The organism is Sphaerimonospora sp. CA-214678 (assembly GCF_050942215.1).
In the GTDB taxonomy this organism is placed as follows: domain Bacteria; phylum Actinomycetota; class Actinomycetes; order Streptosporangiales; family Streptosporangiaceae; genus Sphaerimonospora.
Genome location: NZ_CP192056.1, coordinates 4,891,085 through 4,911,196, shown reverse-complemented (window position 1 = coordinate 4,911,196; position 20,112 = coordinate 4,891,085). Strand labels below are relative to the sequence as shown.

At 67.2% G+C, this 20,112-nt stretch carries 21 protein-coding genes, 1 tRNA gene and 3 pseudogenes; 8 read left to right on the top strand and 17 right to left on the bottom strand.

The genetic code is table 11. The features are described from left to right. The first annotated feature begins 29 nt into the window (after positions 1–29). Positions 30–524 (top strand): hypothetical protein, encoded by a 495-nt coding sequence (locus ACQP1K_RS22070; RefSeq protein WP_433497603.1) that lies wholly within the window; start codon positions 30–32, stop codon positions 522–524. A 407-nt stretch (positions 525–931) separates the two neighbouring features. Here the strand turns inward: ACQP1K_RS22070 and ACQP1K_RS22065 are convergent. From ACQP1K_RS22065 to ACQP1K_RS22050, 4 genes and pseudogenes are all read right to left on the bottom strand, one after another. Continuing rightward, a pseudogene (locus tag ACQP1K_RS22065) lies at positions 932–1,240 on the bottom strand (transposase); the annotation flags it as partial. Between the two features lie 5 nt (positions 1,241–1,245). Beyond that, positions 1,246–2,775, bottom strand: coding sequence for an IS1634 family transposase (locus ACQP1K_RS22060; protein ID WP_433497602.1), 1,530 nt, complete (start codon positions 2,773–2,775; stop codon positions 1,246–1,248). Between the two features lie 119 nt (positions 2,776–2,894). Next, positions 2,895–3,067, bottom strand: a pseudogene (locus ACQP1K_RS22055) (IS5/IS1182 family transposase); the annotation flags it as partial. Between the two features lie 2 nt (positions 3,068–3,069). Continuing rightward, positions 3,070–3,590, bottom strand: a pseudogene (locus ACQP1K_RS22050) (transposase); the annotation flags it as partial. A 135-nt stretch (positions 3,591–3,725) separates the two neighbouring features. Between ACQP1K_RS22050 and ACQP1K_RS22045 the strand changes: the two are divergent. Further along, a complete protein-coding gene (locus tag ACQP1K_RS22045) occupies positions 3,726–4,985 on the top strand; it encodes an IS701 family transposase (RefSeq protein ID WP_433497601.1) in 1,260 nt (419 codons plus the stop codon). Between the two features lie 336 nt (positions 4,986–5,321). Here the strand turns inward: ACQP1K_RS22045 and ACQP1K_RS22040 are convergent, their stop codons facing one another. Continuing rightward, a complete protein-coding gene (locus ACQP1K_RS22040) occupies positions 5,322–5,930 on the bottom strand; it encodes a Uma2 family endonuclease (RefSeq protein WP_433497600.1) in 609 nt (202 codons plus the stop codon). A gap of 159 nt (positions 5,931–6,089) precedes the next feature. On the opposite strand from ACQP1K_RS22040, the gene ACQP1K_RS22035 reads away from it, so the two are divergent. The 3 genes from ACQP1K_RS22035 (at position 6,090) to ACQP1K_RS22025 (ending at position 8,226) form a co-directional block, all read left to right on the top strand. Beyond that, positions 6,090–7,127, top strand: coding sequence for a DNA topoisomerase IB (locus tag ACQP1K_RS22035; RefSeq protein ID WP_433497599.1), 1,038 nt, complete (start codon positions 6,090–6,092; stop codon positions 7,125–7,127). A 98-nt stretch (positions 7,128–7,225) separates the two neighbouring features. Beyond that, positions 7,226–7,501, top strand: coding sequence for a BON domain-containing protein (locus ACQP1K_RS22030; RefSeq protein ID WP_433497598.1), 276 nt, complete (start codon positions 7,226–7,228; stop codon positions 7,499–7,501). After that, the gene (locus ACQP1K_RS22025; RefSeq protein ID WP_433497597.1) at positions 7,498–8,226 is read left to right on the top strand and encodes a metallophosphoesterase family protein; all 729 of its coding nucleotides are present in this window, start codon (positions 7,498–7,500) and stop codon (positions 8,224–8,226) included. Before ACQP1K_RS22030 ends, ACQP1K_RS22025 begins: the two co-directional genes overlap by 4 nt. Before the next feature lie 449 nt (positions 8,227–8,675). Here ACQP1K_RS22025 and ACQP1K_RS22020 read toward each other — a convergent pair whose 3' ends face one another. Continuing rightward, a complete protein-coding gene (locus tag ACQP1K_RS22020) occupies positions 8,676–8,825 on the bottom strand; it encodes a GPGG-motif small membrane protein (protein WP_162842196.1) in 150 nt (49 codons plus the stop codon). 102 nt (positions 8,826–8,927) lie between these two features. Then, positions 8,928–9,431 carry a DUF1360 domain-containing protein gene (locus ACQP1K_RS22015; protein WP_433497596.1) on the bottom strand — a complete coding sequence of 168 codons (504 nt, stop codon included), beginning with the start codon at positions 9,429–9,431 and terminating at the stop codon, positions 8,928–8,930. Positions 9,432–9,486: 55 nt separating this feature from the next. Here ACQP1K_RS22015 and ACQP1K_RS22010 point away from each other — a divergent pair, with 55 nt between their 5' ends. Continuing rightward, positions 9,487–10,086: a nucleotidyltransferase family protein gene (locus ACQP1K_RS22010; RefSeq protein ID WP_433497595.1), complete on the top strand. Its 600-nt coding sequence runs from the start codon at positions 9,487–9,489 to the stop codon at positions 10,084–10,086. A gap of 159 nt (positions 10,087–10,245) precedes the next feature. Here the strand turns inward: ACQP1K_RS22010 and ACQP1K_RS22005 are convergent, their stop codons facing one another. Continuing rightward, positions 10,246–10,617 (bottom strand): PRC-barrel domain containing protein, encoded by a 372-nt coding sequence (locus ACQP1K_RS22005; protein ID WP_433497594.1) that lies wholly within the window; start codon positions 10,615–10,617, stop codon positions 10,246–10,248. 188 nt (positions 10,618–10,805) lie between these two features. Here ACQP1K_RS22005 and ACQP1K_RS22000 point away from each other — a divergent pair. Beyond that, positions 10,806–10,879, top strand: a tRNA-Lys gene (locus tag ACQP1K_RS22000). A gap of 84 nt (positions 10,880–10,963) precedes the next feature. On the opposite strand, the gene ACQP1K_RS21995 is transcribed toward ACQP1K_RS22000, so the two are convergent. The 8 genes from ACQP1K_RS21995 to ACQP1K_RS21960 form a co-directional block, all read right to left on the bottom strand. Next, positions 10,964–11,614, bottom strand: coding sequence for a helix-turn-helix transcriptional regulator (locus tag ACQP1K_RS21995; protein ID WP_433497593.1), 651 nt, complete (start codon positions 11,612–11,614; stop codon positions 10,964–10,966). Between the two features lie 173 nt (positions 11,615–11,787). Beyond that, entirely contained in the window at positions 11,788–12,246 is a 459-nt protein-coding gene (locus tag ACQP1K_RS21990) for a hypothetical protein (protein WP_433497592.1), read from the bottom strand. Then, complete coding sequence (locus tag ACQP1K_RS21985; protein WP_433497591.1) at positions 12,243–13,691, bottom strand: multicopper oxidase domain-containing protein; 1,449 nt, start codon at positions 13,689–13,691, stop codon at positions 12,243–12,245. Before ACQP1K_RS21985 ends, ACQP1K_RS21990 begins: the two co-directional genes overlap by 4 nt. Positions 13,692–13,808: 117 nt before the next feature. Further along, positions 13,809–14,873, bottom strand: a complete 1,065-nt coding sequence (locus ACQP1K_RS21980) for a multicopper oxidase family protein (protein ID WP_433497590.1) — start codon at positions 14,871–14,873, stop codon at positions 13,809–13,811. 362 nt (positions 14,874–15,235) lie between these two features. Next, entirely contained in the window at positions 15,236–15,901 is a 666-nt protein-coding gene (locus tag ACQP1K_RS21975) for a 4'-phosphopantetheinyl transferase family protein (protein WP_433497589.1), read from the bottom strand. A gap of 365 nt (positions 15,902–16,266) precedes the next feature. After that, entirely contained in the window at positions 16,267–16,929 is a 663-nt protein-coding gene (locus ACQP1K_RS21970; RefSeq protein ID WP_433497588.1) for a potassium channel family protein, read from the bottom strand. Continuing rightward, positions 16,922–18,280: a TrkH family potassium uptake protein gene (locus tag ACQP1K_RS21965; RefSeq protein ID WP_433497587.1), complete on the bottom strand. Its 1,359-nt coding sequence runs from the start codon at positions 18,278–18,280 to the stop codon at positions 16,922–16,924. Before ACQP1K_RS21965 ends, ACQP1K_RS21970 begins: the two co-directional genes overlap by 8 nt. 127 nt (positions 18,281–18,407) lie before the next feature. Beyond that, positions 18,408–18,806: a VOC family protein gene (locus ACQP1K_RS21960; RefSeq protein ID WP_433497586.1), complete on the bottom strand. Its 399-nt coding sequence runs from the start codon at positions 18,804–18,806 to the stop codon at positions 18,408–18,410. A 100-nt stretch (positions 18,807–18,906) separates the two neighbouring features. On the opposite strand from ACQP1K_RS21960, the gene ACQP1K_RS21955 reads away from it, so the two are divergent. Next, positions 18,907–19,347 carry a pyridoxamine 5'-phosphate oxidase family protein gene (locus ACQP1K_RS21955; RefSeq protein ID WP_433497585.1) on the top strand — a complete coding sequence of 147 codons (441 nt, stop codon included), beginning with the start codon at positions 18,907–18,909 and terminating at the stop codon, positions 19,345–19,347. A 170-nt stretch (positions 19,348–19,517) separates the two neighbouring features. On the opposite strand, the gene ACQP1K_RS21950 is transcribed toward ACQP1K_RS21955, so the two are convergent. Continuing rightward, positions 19,518–19,988 carry a CBS domain-containing protein gene (locus ACQP1K_RS21950; RefSeq protein ID WP_433497584.1) on the bottom strand — a complete coding sequence of 157 codons (471 nt, stop codon included), beginning with the start codon at positions 19,986–19,988 and terminating at the stop codon, positions 19,518–19,520. Between the last annotated feature and the right edge of the window lie 124 nt (positions 19,989–20,112).

The following is a 20,112-nucleotide window of genomic DNA, read 5'->3' as shown; positions in this document are numbered from 1 at the left end:
CCACGAAACCTGCTCCTCCGGTCGGCTGGGTGACAATCGAGAGGGAGACGGGGCTTACGTTCCCACCCGACTACAAGGAAGTGGTCGGGCGCTACGCCCAGTTGGTGATCGATCGAAACCTTGGACTCTGGATATACCATCCTGGCATCTATCCGAATGTGTCCGAACGGGATAGTGCGCTAGTTGTTTTGAATTCCCTGAGGAGTCTGTCGGGATCGATTGATTTGATCAGCGAGAGCGGCGATGTGGTAGAGGTGCCAGAGATGTCGCATTACCCCCAGACGGGAGGCCTGTATCCATGGGCGACTACTCAAAATGGCGATTTTTGCTTGTGGATTACACACCCTGATCCCACTCGTTGGTCTGTCGTCGTGACGGATGGCACCGAGTGGTGGAAATATCCAGGATCTATGCTTGATTTCTTGGTGGGTGCTTTGGATGGTACCGTTTGGTGTCCTATTTTCGGTGGGGGTCTCAGTGTGGAAAAGCAGGAGTTTGCGCGAGAAGATCTTGATAGGCGCTGACCCAGATCTTTCGCGATCATGACGGATGCTCACCGATCGGAATAGATCTTGATGTGGGGTGGCGATCGTGGTGTCTGCGGTTCGACGCGGGCGGCCATGCGCATGCCGTCGGGCTGGCCGTCGGCCATCTCCAGTCGGCCGGTCAGGTCGGCGACGTAGGCGCGGTCGCGGGCCTCGGCCGGGACTGTTGGGCCATAACCAAAGCGCCCGTGCCCGCACGGTCGGCGATGGGATCGATCACCTCACCCGCTCGAACCGCGATCATTCCCACGATCTCAGCTGGGACCTGCGGCGATACCTCATCCTCGCGCTCGACCACGGGAGGAGTTGCCCAATCCGGCAGGGAAAGATATGAAGACACCCGGGCTCCTGGCAGGCGGCGGACTAGGGCGCGTATTCAGTTGTGATCAAGGGGCGGTCCGGGTGAGGTCTTTGATCCAGATCATCGCGGCGCGGAGGTGGAGGTCGGCGAGATAGCTCGCAGGGGTTTTGTCGTAGCGGGTGGCGATACCTCGCCAGGCCTTCAGCTTGTTGATCAGCCGCTCGACGGTGTTCCGCTCCTTGTACAGATCAGCGTCGTGGCTGACGGGCCGACCGCCCTTGCTGCCTTTCTTCTTCCGGTTGGCGGTCTGGTCCTTCTTCTCCGGAATGACTGCCTTGATACGGCGATTGCGGAGGTAGGCGCGGTTGCCTCGGGAGGAGTAGCCTGAGTTGGCTCAATTTAGTGCGCACCTTCGGGGTGGTGGATCTGCTTGAGCGCGTCACGTAGGCCGGAGGGCAGGGGGTCGGCGGCGGTCAGGACGTGGTTGCCGGCTTGGATGCGGATGGTGCGGCAGCGGCGGGCGGTGCGGACGAACTTCTTGATCGACCATCCGGTCCGTGCTTCGATCCACCGGCCGACCGCCAAGGCGGCGAACACGATCGTCAAATGGGCGTCGATCGATTCGCGTTTGTGGTGGTAGATCGGCCGTGCCTTGAGGTCGTGCTTGCTCATCCGGAAGGATTTTTCGATCTCGAACAGCCGGTGGTAGGAATCGATCACGAACTTGGCGGTCACGGGCGTCCCGTCCGGGCAGGCGGCGAGATTGGTGATGTAGCCCTTGAGCCCGGCCAGGGCTTTGGCCTTGCCTACCAGCTCGGTGTTGACGCTCTTGGTGGCGCCGGACAGCTTGATGAACCGGTTCCGCTTGACCGGCGCCTGCCCGTCGATGGCGCGCTGGGCCTTGGCGACTTGCTCGTCGATGCCGCGTAGCGTGCGCCGGGCCCGGTCGGCGCGGTACTGGTAGTAGATCATCTGGTCGCGGCGTGGCCGGCTCGCTCCCGAAGGCCAGGGCTGCACGAAGATGTGCCCGTCGGGGATCGGGGTGTCGGGGTGCTCGCGCCGCCACTGCTTGACCGCATACGGAACGTCGGGGATCTTCATGCCGAGGATGAACGACAGCCCCGCGGCTTCGATGGCCTTCTTGTTCGCCTCGGAGATCATCCCGGCGTCCGCCACGATCGTGACGTCCGGCAGGTCGTGGGCCGCCATGAACTCGGTGATGACCGGGAGCATGGTGTGCGTCTCGGCCTTGTTGCCCTCGAAGCCGGTCACCATGAGCGGGAACCCGGAGGAGTCGGTGAGCAGCCCGATCGTGATCTGCGGGTCCAGACGGCGTTCCTTGGGAAAGCCCGGCTCTCGGAACCCGTCACCGGAGTCGGTCTCAAAGTACAAGGTCGACACGTCGTACAGGACCAGGCTGGCCGGCCCCAGGCGGGCGTGGGTCGCGCACGCACCGGCCAGGGCGTGGCGCCACTGCGGTGTGGCGTAGTTAGGCAGGCGCCGTTTCACCGTGGCATACGACACCGCATCGATCCCGGCTTCGGCAAGGACGCGCAGGCTGTCCTGCTTACTCGCAGGCTCGATCACCCGCGCGAGCACCATCTGCCGGAATACCTCATCGCCTCCGGCTGCGGCAGGGAATCCCAGCGTGTCGTAGGCGCGGGACAATGCGTCCCACAGGTGTTCCATCCGTGAGCTGACGATTTCCAGCGGTCCGCCCTCGGACGGGCTACCTTCCAGCCCCAGATCCAGCTCTTCCTGGCCGGCGGCCAGCCGCTGCCGCGCCACCGCTTTGAGCGTCTCGAGCTCGGCGTCGTCGTGTGCCGACCCGATGTGCTCGATCTCCCGCGATCCGCGGCGGGAGGAGTAGACGATCTGCACCGCCCGGGCACCCGAGGCCGTCTTCACCGTCCGCACGTACGGAGACACGGCCACCAGCGTAGAGACATGATCGATTTAGTGCGCACTTTTCGCCGTTCCCGGCGGGAAACCATCAGGTCAGCGCCCTGCACTCAAGCGTGATCTTGAAACGTGAGCCAAGTCAGGTGGTCCTTCTTCTCCGGAATGACTGCCTTGATAAGGCGATTGCGGAGGTAGGCGCGGTTGCCTCGGGAGGAGTAGGCCTTGACCCCCGGCAACCGCGCCAGGCCGGGGTCCGGGGACGACCGGCGGGCCCCCGGACCCGTATCTTCTTGAGCACGGGGATGAACTGCGGGGGGTCTTGCTGGTCTGCCCGCCCCTGGACCGTCCGAGTAACGCCGCTTTCAACCGGAGCCTGCGCCGCTGCCGGATACGTCGCTGTTGTTCCGCTTCAGGGTCGTTTCCGGTATCCTGCTCCCATTGTCCTTCCCCGTCGCCCCTTTTCGCCGGGCCCGCTGCTGCTCGGCGGCCCGCTCCAGAGCGGCCAAGACCTCCCGGTCAAGGTGCATCCCAGCAGCGTCGTGATGGGCCCGGGCGGTGGTGGAGTCCACGCTGACCAGGGACACGTCCACCTCGCCGTGCTTGGCGGCCTCCGCGATCGGGCCCTCCAGCAGGGCTTCGAAAACACCGGCGTCCCTCCACTGCCGGAAGCGGTTGTGGACGGTCGGCCAGGCGCCGAACTCCTTCGGCATCTCCCGCCACTGCGCGCCCGTCTTGAACCGCCAGATCACGCCCTCGAACTGCTGTCGCAGCCGCTCGGGGTACGGGCCGAACCCGCCGATCGGCAGGTAAGGCGCGATGAACTCCCACTCTTCGTCTGTCAGTTGGACTCGCGTCGCCCAAGAAGGCCTATCGGATCAGGCTTCGCCGCATGGGCGAATCCTGCAGATTGATCGCAATCCGATCCGCGCACTAGTAGGACTTTGTTAGTTGGAGATCTTGTGTGAGATGATCTCCGGGTGACTCCGGCTGAGTTGGCTGAGGTGCGGGGCCGTCTTGAGGACTTCGCGGGTGAGGTGTTCACCTCGTTCACGCGTCGTGAGCAGCGCTCCAACGGCGGGTTGTACCTGCGGGGGTTGATGCTGGACGGACGGCGTAAGTCGATGGTGCCTATGGCCGAGCGGCTGGGGGTGGATCACCAGCGGCTGCAGCAGTTCATTACCTCCTCGACCTGGGATTACGCTGCGGTACGGCGGCGTCTTGCGGCCCGGGCGGCCGGTCTGGTCGCGCCGGAGGCGTGGGTGCTGGACGACACCGGGCACGTCAAGGACGGGGACGCCTCGCCCGGGGTGGCCCGCCAGTACACGGGTACGGCGGGCCAGGTCACCAACTGTCAGATCGCGGTCAGCGTGCACGCCGTCACCGACTCCTGCTCGGCTGCACTGAATTGGCGGTTGTTCCTCCCGGAAAGCTGGGACGACGCGCTGGCTGCTGACGAGCAGGAGGCGGAGCGGGTCGCCCAGCGGCGGCGGCGTTGCGCGATCCCCGAACAGGTGCGGCACCGGCCCAAGTGGCAACTCGCCTTGGACATGCTCGATGAGCTGGCCGCCTGGGGGCCGGCCCCGCCGGTGGTGGTGGCTGATGCCGGATATGGGGACGTGACCGCGCTACGGCTCGGCCTGAGCGCGCGGAACATCCCCTACATCGTTGCCGTCAAGGGCACCACCAGCGCCTACGATGGTGATGCCGTACCCGAGACGGTGCCCTACTCCGGTAGAGGCCGCCGGCCAGTGGCCAAGTACCGCACCACGCGTTCCAGTCTGCGTGACCTGGTGATGTCCGCCGGCCGCTCCCGGCTGCGCCGGGTGACCTGGCGACACGGCAGCAAACACACCACGGGCAACCCGACCGCGAAGATGACCTCCCGCTTCATCGCGCTGCGGGTACGCCCGGCCAACCGTGACATCCCCCGCAGCGACGATGGTCACCTCCCCGAGTGCTGGCTCCTGGCCGAATGGCCGCCCGGCGAGAGCGAGCCCACCGACTACTGGCTGTCCACCCTGCCCGCCGACGTCCGGCTGCGGGATCTGGTACGGCTGGCAAAGATCCGCTGGAGGATCGAGCACGACTACCGCGAGCTGAAGACCGGCCTTGGCCTGACCCACTTCGAAGGCCGTTCCTTCACCGGCTGGCACCGCCACGTCACCCTGGTCTCGGCCGCGCACCTGTTCCTCACCGAGCTGCGCTTGACCTGCCCAAAAGCAGCTGGGGTGGCCTGACCTTCTACAAGATCCTCCACATGCTCCAGGTGTTATTGGCAACCTGGACAGGCCGGTGCCCCACCTGTCATCAACGCCCACCATGACGTAACAAAGTCCTACTAGAGACCTGTACTCCTACCAGGAGCCCCTTCACGTCGCGCCCGCGCACCCCGCCGATCACCGCCACACTCGCGCCGGAGATCCAAACCACCAGGTCAACCAGCTAACTGCTTAAGTCCCTGGTGTTGCGCCGAGGGCCTCATCGTGCTTGCGCTCGATCGGACGGACAGACCGTGACCGCTACTGCCTTGGTCGGGGGCTCGCGGGGCGCATCGCAGTGCTTGCTTTCTGAGCTCAGAGGGCGTCGATTTCGGTGAGGTCGATGTCGATCTCGAAGGGGAGGGAGAGCTTGAGACGGTCGTGGTGGATGCCGGTGAGGGCGTACGCCTTCGTGGCGGGATCGAGCTCGTACACGTAGACGGTGGGGCGGCCTGAGTTGTTCTCCACGCGCCAGAAGTGCGGGATGCCCGCGTCGGCGTAGAGCTGCGGCTTGCGCCTGCGGTCGCGCTCCTCGGAGTCCGGTGAGACCACCTCAACGACCAGCAGTACGGCCTCCGCTTCATATGAGGTCTGATCCGGTCCCCGCTCGGCCTCGGCCTGGATGACGCTCACATCGGGCTCCGGGCGCTGGCGGAGACCGAGGACGAGGCTCATTTCCCGCCGAACGCGCAAATCGCGTGCGATATGACGCCGCAGACCCTCGGTGAGAAGATCGACCGCTCTCATATGGAAGGAAGCTTGGGGGCTCACGAAGACCAAGCTTCCATCAATCAACTCTGTGTGCGCAGGCAGATCCGGAATGTGATCGAGGTCCGCTGCGGTGAACCCTTCCGGGGGCGGGAACACCCAGTCGGGCAGTCGCGGAGAGTCACTCATCGCTTCACACCGTACCTCTGCGGTCATGCGCTCCACGGTAGCAACGCGGGGTCGTCTTACAGAGACGATTCCCCGCACCGGGTATGGCCACGACATCCTTTACCGCCCATTCGGGCAGGGAGTTTGCGGTGAGATGCGGCGGGTAACCCGTACTGACGTGTTTATGCGGGTACGGGGATCCTGGAGATGAGCCGTCGGACGGCCGCAGCGGTTCTCATGGCCGAGGCGGTGGAGTTGCGGCCCAGTGATCCGAACGAGCCGGGGATCAGGCGGCGCCGCCGCGGCCGGGGGTTCAGCTACATCTGGCCGACGGGCCGTGCCGTACGGGATCGAGCCGCGCTGCGCCGGATCAAGGCGCTGGCCATTCCGCCGGCCTGGACCGATGTGTGGATCTGTGTCAGGCCCGACGGGCACCTGCAGGCGGTGGGCACCGACTCGGCCGGGCGCCGCCAGTACCGATATCACGACCTGTGGCGGGTGCAGCAGGACCGGGCCAAGTTCGACCACGTCCTGGAGGTGGCCGAGCTGCTGCCGCGGTTCCGTGAACAGATCGCCGAGGACCTGCGGGGCGAGGGGCTGACCCGCGAGCGGGTGCTCGCGACCGCGGCCCGAATGCTCGACATCGGCTTCTTCCGGGTCGGCGGCGAGGAGTACACCGACTCCTACGGCCTGGCCACCCTGCGGGCCTCCCACATCAGCTGCGGTGACGGCAAGGTCGTCTGTCGCTATCCGGCCAAGGGGCGCAAAGAGCGCGAGCAGGTGCTGATCGACGCAGACGTCTGCGCCGTCCTCGGCGAGCTGACCAGGCGGAACCGGGGGGAGCTGCTGCGCTACCGCGCCGACGGCGGCGGCTGGGCGGACGTGCGCAGCGCAGACATCAACGCCTATCTGAAGGATGCGTTCGGCACCGAGGTCTCCGCCAAGGACTTCCGCACCTGGCACGCGACCGTGCTGGCGGCGGTCGGGCTGGCCGTCTCCCGCCCCGCCCGCAGCACGGCCGGGCGCAAGCGGGCGGTGGCCCGGGTCATGCGGGAGGTCTCCGAATATCTCGGCAACACCCCGGCGGTCGCCCGCGCGTCGTACGTGGATCCCCGGCTGATCGAGCTTTACGAGAGGGGCAGGACGATCACGTTGCTCAGCCTCGGCGAGGACACCGATCGGGGGAGCCCGGCCACCCACGGCCCGGTCGAGCAGGCCGTCATCGCGCTCCTGCGGGGCTGCTGACCTTCCGTACGGACTTGGTCGACGTTTCACCGGGAAGGCGGCGGGCAGCGGTAGCCGTACGGGACCCTTCCGTATGAGTGGGGGAGGCGGGTCGTCAAGTGGACACCGGGGGAGACCAGGGGGACACCATGGAGAGTCCGCACTACGTCGCGGCCCGCGTGCAGCGGGTGCTCGCGGAGGACGACAGGACCACCGAGCTGGGTATTCGGGTGGACGTACGGGGTGAGCACGTCTATCTCCGCGGACAGGTGCCCTCGGACGAACGGCGGCGCACGATCGAGACGGTCGCCCGTGAGGCGGCCCCCGGCCTGCGGGTGCACAACGAGATCACGCTCGTCGAGGTGAGAGAACCGGGGGAGGAGGAGCACTTGTGACGGATCTGCGGATCGCCGCCGTCGCTGACATCCATCTCGGGGCGGACCTGAGCGGTCAGTACCGCAAGCGGCTCGGCGACATCGAGAGCCGCGCCGATGTGCTGCTGGTGGGGGGTGACCTGACCAGGCACGGCACGGTCGCCGAGGGCCGGGTCGTCGCCGACGAGTTGCGCGGCCTGCCCATCCCCGTCATCGCCGTGCTCGGCAATCACGACTACCATTCGGACGCCGACCGCAAGATCATCCAGGTCCTGCGGGACGCCGGGATCATGGTCCTCGACGACGACGGCATGACGATCACGATCAACGGCGTACGGCTCGGCGTGGCCGGCGGTAAGGGTTTCGGCGGCGGCTTCGCCGGCAAGTGCGCCAGCGAGTTCGGCGAGCCGGAGACCAAGGCATTCGTCCGCCATACCCGGGAGATCGCCGACCGCTGGCGTCGCGCACTCAAAGACCTGGACGCCGACCACACGATCGTGCTGAGCCACTACTCGCCCGTCAAGGAGACCCTCATGGGCGAGCCGCCGGAGATCTACCCCTTCCTCGGCAGCTATCTGCTGGCGGAGGCGGCCGACGCGGTGGGCGCCGACCTGTTCGTCCACGGCCACGCACATGCGGGCATGGAGCAGGGGGTGACCCCTGGCGGGATCCGCGTACGGAACGTCGCGCTCCCGGTCATCAAGCACGCCTACGCCGTCTACTGCCTGGACGGCGAAGGCATGTAGGCCGGCGACCCTCTCCTGGCGGCATCGGAACGGCTGGCTGGCTCCCCGTCGGCATGGGAACGGCTCTGTTGGCGACGTGAGTGCGGTTCTCCCGTGACGTACGACGTGGGTGTGGCCCGAATCCAGCCGCTGGATTCGGGCCACGCTTGCGTACGGACGAGAGCCACACCCCTGATCCCGTGATCTTGCAGTTTCTCGCACCGCCCCTCCCTGGCCTGCGTGAATCAGCTCCGTGATCTTGCAGTTTCTTGCAGTCAGGTCGTCTGACCTGCCCGCATGTGTTAGCTGATCTTGCAGTCGTAAGTGCAAGATCACGGATGGTGTTGTGGCTGCTCAGCGGATGGGTCTGCGAGAAACTGCAAGATCATGAACGCGAAATCCCTGCTCACGGTCCGACGTGCGAGTATTCGCAAGATCACGGGCCTGGGGTGGTGGGGATCCGCTGTGGATTATGGATTGAAGATGCTGACGCCACCGGGGCCGACGAGGAAACCGAGGACGATGAGCACGATCCCCCACAGGATGTCCCGGCGGGCCAGGATGACGTAGATCCCGGAGATGACGAGTACGACGGCGATGATCCAAAGTAACGTAGCCATAGACGTGAACTGCCCTGACAACTCGCCGCATAACATCATGAGCCGCTGCCCGAGGTGATCCTCGCCGGCGGCGGGTTCTCCCCGCGGGGTGGTTCGGCAAGGTCACCCATTCGCGGCTTTCATGAGGCGGCTGTAGCCGAGCTGCAGCCAGTCGGAGGCGGCCACGGCCGCCATCGTCGCGCCCGCCATGCGGGTCACCCGGGGGGCGAACACCAGGCCGGCGGCATATCCGGTGGCCACCCACTGGGACAGGCAGAACGGGCAGGTGAACAGCTCGCCGAGGGCGTGGCGAAGCCCCGATCCGCGGACCTCCTCCTTCAGCTCGGAGGGGCCGGAGACGCCTTCGTACTTGGTGAACGGCGCCCGGATCGGACTGGTCACGGTGTCCTTGGCCAGGGTGCGGGAGAGCCGGTGCGTGAACAGGCCCATCAGCGCGATGTCCATCACGCCGATCTTCTCCGGGGCATGGCGGCCGCAGAGCCTGGCCGCGGCCAGCAGCGCGGAGACGGCACCGCCGTACGCTGCGAGCACGCGGGTGTACGACGCGAGCGGGCGCTCCGCCTCACCCTCGTAGGCATGCCGGATGTCCTTCAGGGTCTCGGTCATGGACGCGCCTTACCCGGGATTGTTTGCCGCGAACATCTCGGGGCAAGCGACGTAAGTGGGTAGTCACAGTCATGCGGTCACCGACGCCATCCTGGAGACGCTGAAGCGTGCCGGCGCCGGTCTCAAGGAGGCCGGGGTACGGTTCGCCCTGGCCGGAGGCTGTGCCGGGTACGCGAGAGGCGCCGCCCCGTCGCTTCACGACGTCGACTTCGCACTCGTGGAGGAGGACGTCCCGCTCGCGCTCAAGACGCTCGACGGTCTGGGGTTCCGGACCGCGAAACCGCCGGAGGACTGGCTGGTCAAGGCGTACGGCGAGGAGGGCGTGCTCGTCGACATGATCTTCTCGATCGCCGAACGGCCGGTGACCGAGGAACTGATCGCGCGGGCGCAGCCGATCACCACGGCGGCGATCAGCCTGCCCGTGCTCGAGGCCACCGATCTGGTGGTCTCCTGGATCCTGCCGCTGTCGGAGCACAGCTGCGACTACGGATCGCTGCTGCCGATGGTCCGCGCCATGCGGGAGCAGGTCGACTGGGACAGGGTCGCCGCCGTCGTGGCGCCGTCGCCGTACGCGTCGACCTTCGTCACGCTGCTCGAACGGCTGCGCATCATCGCGCCGACCTCACAGGGCCGGCCGCCGGTCCACTGGCCGTGACTCGCCGCGAACGCGCGACAGGGGCCGTGCCGTACGTACTAGGGCACGGCCCCTTTCGCAGTCGTCCGCGTCCGCGTCTGTCCGCGGCTGGGGATCGGTGGTACGGGCCCGGCCGGGTGCAGTACGGCCCGGGCCGGCGGCCCCGTCCGACCTCGGCGGCTACATGCCCATGCCGCCCGGGCTCTGGAAACGCCCGTAGTAGTCCGCGACACGCTCCCGGTAGCCCGCCTCCCGATAGGCGGCGGAGTCGAACTCCGGTGCGTTCTTGATCTCCTGCTTGGTGCGGCCGACGAAGACCTTGCGCTCGCGCATGTCGATCTGGGTCACCACGCTGGCCGGCAGCATGACCTTCTTACCGAAGATCCAGGGACCGGTGTCCACCACGATGAAGCTCTTACCGGCCTCGTTGCTGGATTCGTCAACGGAACCGATCTTGCCGTCCGTGGCCTCCACGGCGTACCCGGCGATGTCGAGACCCTGTCCGCTTTCCTGTTGAATGCTGGCGGGATAAGACCAAAGGTCCGGTGTCATGATCTATCTCCCTTCCTCATCGGAATCCGTACCCTGGGCGACAGGGGGCAACATCCAGGACACGTAAGGGGACAGGACAGGCTCTGATTGCCTTAGCCGAACCCGCTGCGGAGCCTCCGGGGGAGCTGCCGTACGACCCCGCGTCCCTGGCGCGGACCACCCCGAAGTACCGCTACGCTTGAGGGGACGCGCCGCTAGCTCAGTTGGTCAGAGCAGCTGACTCTTAATCAGCGGGTCCGGGGTTCGAGTCCCTGGCGGCGCACTTCCGCTATATCGATGCCACCGGGTGAACGCCACGAGGTGGATCCACACCCACGCCCTGAGCGGTCGTTGGGGTGCGAACTCGTCACCCGTCCGTCCCGGTCTCCTCTCCTGCGGCATCGTCCGGCTCGACGCGCAGCGTGACGACGCAGGGCCACGGCGCCGAGCCGGGGGCCAGGTCGGCGATCTCGATCGGTGCGCTCATCTCGGCGAGGGCGCCGCGCATCAGACCGAGGTGCACCGAGCAGCAGATGTCCGGACGCCGGTCGGCCAGCGCGCGGAACGGACAGGTATGGACCAGGATTCGGTCGCCGTTCAGATCCAGTTCCGGGGTGAAACCGGTCCGTTCGAGAACGGTGAGTATCCGCTGCACCGCCTTCTCCGCGGTGACCTGGTCGAACGGCGCGGGCCGTTCGACCAGGTGCCGTCCCCACTCCTCCCCCGCTGAGATCGCCGCGGCGTCGGGATCGGGAGAGGTGGCCGAGAGGTAACCGGCGAGGATCTCGGCGAGCAGCCGGTATCCGCCCTCCGGTTCGTGGCCGGCGTCGTCCGGCAGTGCGCCGTAGACCATCCGCGGGCGACCGCGGCCGTCCGGGTCCGCCTGCTGCTCGTGTACGGAACCGGTCCGCATCAACTGCGCGAGATGGAACCGTACGGTGTTCGCGTGCAGACCGAGCCGGTCCGCGATCTGACGGACGGTGAGCGCCTCCTCGGCGGTGCGCAGCGTGTCGAGCACAGCCGTGCGAGTGCTGCCGGTGTGTGGAAGTTGAGGTCGGGGGCGCTGAGAACGTGCCATGCCATCAAGTGTTATCCGATTTTCACCCAGGTCAACAGAGGAGAATTCCCTGCCGACGCCGCGACGGGCCTGACCCGGTAGGTCGGGTGGGGCCCGCCGGTGGGTGCGACGGTTCAGTCCGCGGGGGACTCGGCCGGGCGCGTGGCCCGGGACAGCAGGTGCGGCCTCACCAGGAGCGCGGCCACCACGATCAGCTCGGACGCCGAGGCGATCGTGTCGAGGACTCCGATGTGTTCCGGCTCGCCGGCCTCCGGCCCGAACGGCATGCCGGTCGTCCGGCTGAGCGTCCACAACGCGAGCAGGCCGACGTTGACCGCCAGAGCCGTCCACCACAGCGCGCGTCGCGGGTGAACGCGGACGAGCACGGGCCACAGGACCTGGAAGGCGCCGACGACCGTGAACAGGAGTGCGGCAGCGGGCCACTCGGCCCGGTGCGCGGGTATCGCCGCGTAGTGGGCGAGGCCGGCGAGCGCCGAGGCGCCGGAGGCGATGCCCAGTACGATCGGGCCCGTGGCCGGGGCGGGAGTGACGGTGACGTCGGCGCCGGTGGTGGCCGTCATCGCGGAGCTCATCGGTCGGACCCCTCTCCCTTGTCGCCGGCCTCGACCTGGAACACGCCCGCCGCTCCGCGGGCGAGGTTCATCATCTTGTGGTTGACGAACGTGTACGCCCCGGGCGCGTCGAGCGTGAACTCCACGAAGCCGCCCTGGGTCGGCTGTAGATCGAGGGTCTGCGAGCCGCCCTTGGTGTCCATGTCGGGCGTGAGCCGGTAGGCGCCCTCCTTCCACACCGTGTCGAAGATGCTGCCCACCACGTGGAAGGCGACGTTCTGGTTGATGGCGGCGTTGTCGACCCAGACGCGGATGCGCTCACCCTGCTTGATCTTGATCGGGGAGTAGACGTACTGGTTCAAGTAGCCGTTGAACACGACAGCGTCGTTCTCACCGCTCATCATCTTCTGCAGATCCCCGGTCTTGCCCTGCGGGCCGAGATTGAGCTCGGACTGGACGAAGACGAATTCCCTGTCGACCTTCGGCAGCTTCGGCGGGTCTATGACCACGGCGCCGAACATTCCGTTGCCCATGTGATAGATCATCGGTTCGGCGCCGCAGTGATAGGTGAAGATGCCGGAGAACCTGGCCTTGAACTCGTAGACGAGAGACTCGCCCGGCTTCAGCGTGCGCATCTCGACGTTGGGAGAGACCTTGGAGGCGTGGAAGTCGATGGAGTGCTCCATCGAGCCGTCGTTCACCAGGGTGACCTTGAAGACGTCTCCGACCCTGCCGCGCAGGATCGGGCCCGGGGCCTGTCCGTTGTAGGTCCACTGCAACTGCCGGACTCCGGGGGCGACCTCGCGCTCCAACTCCTTGACGTGGAAGGTCACATTGTGTTCTGTGCCGCCCTCGGCCGGACGCAGTTCGGGGTCGAACGGCTGCCAGTCCGGCCCGGGCTTCGCCGCGGGGTCGATCTTCGCGGCGTCGTCGCCCGCGGTGTCCGCCGCCGGCGCGGCCGTATCGGCGGCCGGGGCGGCGGCACCGCCGGTCACGTTGATGGTGAGCAGCATCCCGGCTTCCTTGTGGCCGGCGACCTGGCACCACGCCTGGGTGGACTCGGTGAACGGCCCCCAGTTCAGGGTGGTGGACTTGCCGGGGTCGAGCAGCGGCTCCTCCCGGCCTTCCAGCGACAGCGAGTGCTGCATGTTCCCGTTGTTGACGACGTGGACGACGACCGGTGAGCCGGCCGGGACGGTGATCGAGGACGGCTTGATGAACAGGTCCCCGAGTTCGATGTCGACGCTGACGGGTGCTCCGGCGGCGGCGTTGTGATCGGCGCCGTGGTCGATGGAGGCGGTCGCCGAGTGCAGATGGCCGCCGCCGAAGACGCTGGCTCCGATGAGAAGGATTCCGACGAGGAGGCCGAGGGCTGTGGCGCCGCCGACCGTGGGGAGATAGTCGGTGAAGGTTTCGAGGGACCACCTGCCGCGAGGGCGTGGCGGGTCCGAGGCGTTCACTGGCACGGTTGAAACTCCGTTGCTCGATGTCCCCGCAGGATGGATGTGATGCGGGGAGGGGGTGGAGGAGCGGGGACGGTCGTCAGGGCCGCTCCCGCCCGGGGGGTGGCGGGAACTCTCCCGTCAGGCCACGAGCAGTTCGGTGAAGATGCCGAACATGCCCTGGGCTCCCTCGGAGTGGGGGAAGATGTGGCAGTGCCAGGCCCACTTGCCGGGGTCGATGGTGTGTATGAGCACCGTGTAACGCTCTCCCGGAGCGACGTTCACGGTGTCCGCCTTGTACGGTTCGGGCAGGGGGTAGCCGTCCTTCGCGATGACCAGCATCGGCATGCCGTGCAGGTGCATCGGGTGGGCCATGGTGCCGGCGTTGATGTAGTGCACCTCGATCCAGTCGCCGACCTTGGTGCGCACCGGCTTGGTGGCCGGGAAGGACTTGCCGTTGATCGTCATTCCGATGGTCCCGGCATCCTGGATCAGCATCGGGATCTCCTGGCTGATCTTCGCCCCCTTGGCCTCGTCCGGCAGGGGCACCTCGCCGATGAGGATGGTCCCGAACAGTCCGTTCGTGACCTGCTTGGTGCCGTCGTGGTGGGAGTGGTACCACCCGACCATCTGCTCCTGGGCGGTGAAGGCGTAGGTGAAGGACTCACCCGGCGGGACCGGGTCCTGTGTGACGTTGGCGACGCCGTCCATCGCGTTGGGGATGATCAGCCCGTGCCAGTGGATGACGGTCGATTCCGGCAGTTCGTTCCGTAATACGATCCGGACCTTGTCGCCCACGTCCACGTGCAGCGTCGGGCCGGGCACGGCCCCGTTGTAGGTCCATGCCTCGACGGTCTTACCGGGCTCGACCTCCCATTCGACCACCTTGGTGGTGAGCTCGAACTCCTTGGTGCCGTCGGCCAGTACCTTCGGCTCCAGCGGCTGGGCGCCCTCGCCCTTGGTCGGCGCGGGGAACGACTTGTCGCGCTTGGCCATCATCTGGTCCATGGTCTTCCAGTCGATGGTGCCGTCGTCCGCTTCCGGCATGTCATGCGAGCTCATGTCCATTTCCGCTGAGCTCGAAGTGGCCGCGGGCGTGTCCCCGCCGGCGGCCGGTACGGACTGACCGACAGAGACGGTCCATAGTGGCACGGCGAGCGAGACCGCGAATGCGACCGCGCTGACCAGCAGTTTTGTCTGCGCCATAGTGCCTGCTTCCTACTGCGGTGATTTTCTCTAATATTTATGAGAAAAATATGCCGCGTGTCTACCCGGGAGGGCTGTGGGGTGGCTCACAGTCGTCCCGCCCGGTGGAACGGCGGTCGCGCTGCCGTGACGGGAGCGATGGTCGCACAGGAGCGGCGGCCGGGGAGGAGGAGGCGGCGGTGGCGGCGGAGCGCGGCGGGCCCGGCAGGCGCCGCGCCGGAGGGCGCGTGTGCCGAAAGGCGTGCGCCGGAGGGGCAGGCGGTTGCGTGTGCTGGGGAGAGACGTGCGTCGGGAAGGGCGTGCCGTGTGTGCGCCGGCCGGCTCGGCAGCGGCCAACTCCCGAGCCGGCGGCTATTTCAGAATCAGTGCCCTTGCCGACCGATGACGATGGCGGTGAGAATGAGCCCCTGGTCGACCATCCATCGACCGGAAAAAGAGCCGAGCTGTGTGCCGTTCACCCGGGGGCCGGGAACCAGCAATCGGGCCGAGAAAGTGTTCGATGACGGGTCGAAGGCAATTGAGGCCTCGTGGAAATCGAGCCATCGGCCGGTCAGCGGGAACCACGCCTTGTACACCGATTCCTTGGCGCTGAAGAGCAGTCTGTCCCAGTGCACGTGCGGATGCCGGGAGCTCAGGCGGCCTAGCTCGGACCGCTCCTCCGGGAGCGAGATCGCCTCCAGCGTGCCGCCGGGGATGGGTCCGTTCGGTTCCGCGTCGATGCCGATGGTCGACACCTCGGCCGAGGAACCCAGGACCGCGCCCCGATAGCCTTCGCAGTGCGTGATGCTGCCGACCACCCCCTGCGGCCACTGGGGTGCGCCGCGAGGCCCGGGAAGGATGGGGAAGGGGGGCAGGCCCAGCCTGCCCAGTGCCGTACGGACGCAGAACCGCGCGGTGGTGAACTCCCTGCGACGCTTGTCGACCGCGCGCTCGATGACCTTCTCCTCCTCCGGGAAGAGCGTGGCATCCGGCGGGTCATGGAAGAGATCGGCCGCCACCACGCAGCCGGGGAGAATGGTTTCGATCACACCCGCCTCCTGACGAGGATTTCTGCTCTCTTCACGTGTCTCTCCATGGCCGACCGGGGCGGCCGAGCCGTCGGTGATCTACCGGTGATCAGTGCATCCGCTGGTCTATTAGACGGCTCGCGGCGATGACGTTACCCCGGGGGGATCATCCTCTACGACCCCGGGTGATGGAGCGTGTCGGCCTGGCCGATAGGGTTCTCCACGGCCTGATCTTCAGGGTGCCGATCGCGCCGTGGCCATTCGCGATCTTCGGCACTGTCCATCGTGTGCTGTCCATCGTGTCTCGAAGGGCATGCCCGCGCCGGCGCACCCGGCCGGGATGGTCGCGTTGCCGTCCACCGCGGAGTCCGGAGGGAGGATCGGATTCAGGGCAGTTCGGCGAACCTTTCCACCTGTTCCGTCCGGCCGGAGACGATGATGACGTCGCCGTAGCCGAGCTCGGTGTCGGCGGTGGCGTAGGTGAACTCCTCGCCCGGGGCCTTGACCGCGACGACCGTCACGCCGTGTTTGCGGCGCAGATTCGACTCGCCCAGCGGGACACCCACGTACTCCTTCGGCGGATGGGTTTTGACGAGGGCGAAGTTCTCGTCGACCTCGACGTAGTCGAGCATCCTGCCGCTGACCATGTGCGCGACGCGCTCGCCCATGTCGTGCTCGGGGAAGACCACGTGGTGGACGCCGATCCTGCTGAGGATCTGGCCGTGCTGACGGCTGACCGCCTTCGCCCAGATGTCGTCGATCTCCAGTTCCACCATCAGCGAGGCGGTCAGAATGCTCGCCTCCAGGTCGCCGCCGATGGCCACCACGGCCCGGTAGAAGTCGGGCACGCCGAGTTGGCGCAGCGCCTCGATGTCGGTGGAGTCGGCCGTGACCACGTGGGTGATGTGCCCGGCCAGGTTCTGCACGACCTTGGGCCGGCGGTCGATGGCGAGCACCTCGGTGCCGCGCCGGGTGAGCTCCAGTGCGAGTGACGTGCCGAAACGGCCGAGTCCGACCACGACGATCGGCTCGCTTGTCCTGTCAGCCAACGATGATCCGCTCCTCGGGTAGTTCGTAACGCCTGGTCCGCTCCTTCAACGCGAGCGCGGAGCCGAAGGTCAGCGGCCCGATCCTGCCCACGAACATGAGCAGCACGAGCAGCGCGTGCCCCGCCGGGACGATGTCGGAGGTGATGCCGGTGGACAGGCCGCACGTGGTGAACGCCGAGACGACCTCGAACATTACCCGCTCCAGATTGTGCGGTGTCAGCACGAGCAGGATGTAGGTGGCGATCACGATCACGGTCCCGCTGATCACGGCGATCGTGACGGCCTGGCGCTGCGCCGACTCGGGCAGCCGCCGGTGTCCGATGTTGACATGGGTCTCCCCGCGAAGCTCGGACCAGATGATGAAGGCCAGCAGGCCGAACGTGGTGACCTTGATGCCGCCCGCCGTGCCCGCGCTGCCGCCGCCGATGAACATCAGCAGGTCCATGGTCAGCCAGCTCGACGGGTACATCTGTGAGATGTCCAGGCTGTTGAACCCCGCGGAACGCGGCATCACGGCGGTGAAGAACCCGGCCAGCATCCGGTCGGACTCGTCCAGGGCTCCCAGCGTGTGGGGATTGCTCCACTCGGTGCCGAGGAAGATCAGGGTGCCCAGCGGCAGCAGCGCGGCGGTAACCGCCAGCGTGATCCTGGTCAACACCGTCCATCTGCTCGGATGCCGCCAGCAGCGGAGCAGTTCGAACACCACCGGATAGCCGAGCCCGCCCACGATCACCGCGGCGGCGATCGTGAGGCAGATCCACGGATCGGTCACGAACCGCATCAGGCTGTCCGGCCACAGGGACACCCCGGCGTTGTTGAACGCGGAGACGGCGTGGAAGACCCCGAGGTAGGCGGCCCGGCCGAGCGGCTCGCCGTACCCGGTGGCGAAGCGCAGCGTGAGGATCGTCGCCACGATCGCCTCGGACGCGAGACTGAACAGCACGACCCGCCGCAGCAGGCGCCGGACGTCCGCCATGCCGAAGGCCTTCCGTTCCTCCTGGGCGAACAGCCGGGCGCGCAACCCCAGCCGGCCGGAGACGAGCACGGTGAACAGGGAGGCCAAGGTCATGATGCCGAGCCCCCCGATCTGGATCAGCAGGCCGATCACCACCTTGCCGAACACCGACCAGTGCGCCGACAGGTCGACGATGGCGAGGCCGGTCACGCACACCGACGAGGTGGCGGTGAACAGGGCGGTGAGCCAGCCCGCCGACTCACCCGACTCGGTCGCGAACGGCAGGGCCAGGGCGGCGGTGCCGAGCAGTACGGCGATGCCGAAGGCCGTCACGGTCATCTGAGCCGGATGTTGAAACCCGCCCAGGACGGCCGACACCCGTCTGGTCCGCCTCATCGCGGCGACTCCCTCGGGTCTAGGGTCACCAGAGGATTATGACCCTATGCGCCGAACGCCTCGGCCCGTGCCGAACACCGGTGATCGGACTCCGCCCGTGCTCGGATGCCGTGCTCGGATGTCGTGCTCAGATGTCGATGGTGCGGTGGTCCCGCCTGAGCGGATGATCTTCGGGGATCTGGACGAGCACGATCGGTGTTCCGTCCGGGTCCTCGATCCACATCTCGATCAGCCCCCAGGGCTCTGTCCTGGGCGGGCGCCGTACGGGAACCCCGGCCGCGACCAGCCGGCGATGTTCCGCCTCGACGTCCCGGACCTGGAGCCAGATCTGGAGATGGGCCCCGCGTGAGCCGTCCGAGCGTCCGGAGATCTCGAGGAACCCCTGTCCGAGGAAGAACACCACGCCGGGGTCGTCGGCCGGGCCGAACTCGCGGTACACCGCCAGCCCGAGCATGTCGCGGTAGAACGAGCGGCTGGCGTCAGGGTCTGCCGGGCGCAGGAGCATCCGGCTGCTGAGCACTTCCATTGGGTTCCCTCCGAACGATGTGTGATGATCGTGCCTGGATCGGGCATGCGCAGGGAAGACGAAGACAGCCCGAATCGGCGGCGATCATCGGGAGGTACCCATGTCAAGGGACGCCGACTCCGGCAGGCCCCGGCTGGAATGGCTGGACAAGGACGAATGCCTGGAACTCGTCGCGCCGGGCGGTGTGGGCCGGGTGGCGTTCGACAGCCCGACCGGGCCGGTGATCCTGCCGGTCAACTACACGCTGGACGCCGGCACGATCCTGTTCCGTACGACCCTCGGCGGGTCCATCGACACCGATCTGCGCACCGGGGTCGAGGGCGCCGAGTTCAAGGTCGCCTTCGAGGTTGACCGGATAGACGAGGCGAACCGGGAGGGGTGGAGCGTGCTCGTACGCGGCGGCGCGCACCATGTCACCGACGAGGAGGAGCGCGCGGCGGCGGCCGCCACCGGCCTGGAGACGTGGGCGGGCGGCGAGCGGGAGCTGTACATCAGGATCTCGCCCGTCGAGGTCACCGGACGCCGGGTCAGCCGCGGTTAGAACGGCCCGGCGGCGCGAGGAGGCTCCGGTCCGCTGTCAGGCCCCGTCCGGCGGGGCCCGGCATGCGGTCTCGCTCGCTCCGTTCCCTCCGTTGCCGTCCTGCGCCACGCTTCCTCGCCGACCCCGGGCGGCGATGACTCGACCGGCCCTCCAGCCTGCCGGGGCTTCGCTCACGGGTGAGGCGGCAGCACCGGCTCAAGGCGGAACAGCCCGCCCTTGACGTCGGCGTCCTCTCGGTGCGGGACACGCCCGGCGACCGCCATCAGGACGTCCCGCGCGGTGATCAATCCCTCCAGGAGGCCTCCGGGGCCGATCACCGGAACGGCGCCGGCCTCCATGTCGACCATCTGGGCGACGACCTCGCCGAGCGGCGAGTCCGGCGCCGCACGCGGCCCCGGACGGTCGGGGAGGAGCTCCCTGACCCGCACCCGGCACTGCTCCGCCGGGCCGCCCGACCAATGGGAGGACAGGTCCTCCCGCCCGAGCACACCGACGATCCGGGATTCGTCGTCCACGACCGGCAGATGATGGACGCCCGCCCGTCGCATGAGCTCCCAGGCCAACAGCGGTGATTCGTCCGGCTCGACGGTGACGAGAGTGCGGCTCATCACGTCTGCCGCGACCATGGTCTCGACTCCCATCGCTTCCCTCTGATCATTCGGTCCGTTCCGTGCCGGTTCTCGCCGGTCGCGGTCTACGGCGGCACCTGTCTTCGGTTCTTCTGGGTACCTATGACCGGACCCGAGCGGGTCATTCGCACTTCGT

Bases quoted from the DNA above. Each gene is read 5' to 3' on its own strand.
- ACQP1K_RS22040 (WP_433497600.1), bottom strand. From the start codon at position 5,930: ATGACCGCAGAGGTACGGTGTGAAGCGATGAGTGACTCTCCGCGACTG.
- ACQP1K_RS22035 (WP_433497599.1), top strand. From the start codon at position 6,090: ATGAGCCGTCGGACGGCCGCAGCGGTTCTCATGGCCGAGGCGGTGGAG.
- ACQP1K_RS22020 (WP_162842196.1), bottom strand. From the start codon at position 8,825: ATGGCTACGTTACTTTGGATCATCGCCGTCGTACTCGTCATCTCCGGG.
- ACQP1K_RS22015 (WP_433497596.1), bottom strand. From the start codon at position 9,431: ATGACCGAGACCCTGAAGGACATCCGGCATGCCTACGAGGGTGAGGCG.
- ACQP1K_RS22005 (WP_433497594.1), bottom strand. From the start codon at position 10,617: ATGACACCGGACCTTTGGTCTTATCCCGCCAGCATTCAACAGGAAAGC.
- ACQP1K_RS21990 (WP_433497592.1), bottom strand. From the start codon at position 12,246: ATGAGCTCCGCGATGACGGCCACCACCGGCGCCGACGTCACCGTCACT.
- ACQP1K_RS21980 (WP_433497590.1), bottom strand. From the start codon at position 14,873: ATGGCGCAGACAAAACTGCTGGTCAGCGCGGTCGCATTCGCGGTCTCG.
- ACQP1K_RS21965 (WP_433497587.1), bottom strand. From the start codon at position 18,280: ATGAGGCGGACCAGACGGGTGTCGGCCGTCCTGGGCGGGTTTCAACAT.
- ACQP1K_RS21960 (WP_433497586.1), bottom strand. From the start codon at position 18,806: ATGGAAGTGCTCAGCAGCCGGATGCTCCTGCGCCCGGCAGACCCTGAC.
- ACQP1K_RS21955 (WP_433497585.1), top strand. From the start codon at position 18,907: ATGTCAAGGGACGCCGACTCCGGCAGGCCCCGGCTGGAATGGCTGGAC.
- ACQP1K_RS21950 (WP_433497584.1), bottom strand. From the start codon at position 19,988: ATGGGAGTCGAGACCATGGTCGCGGCAGACGTGATGAGCCGCACTCTC.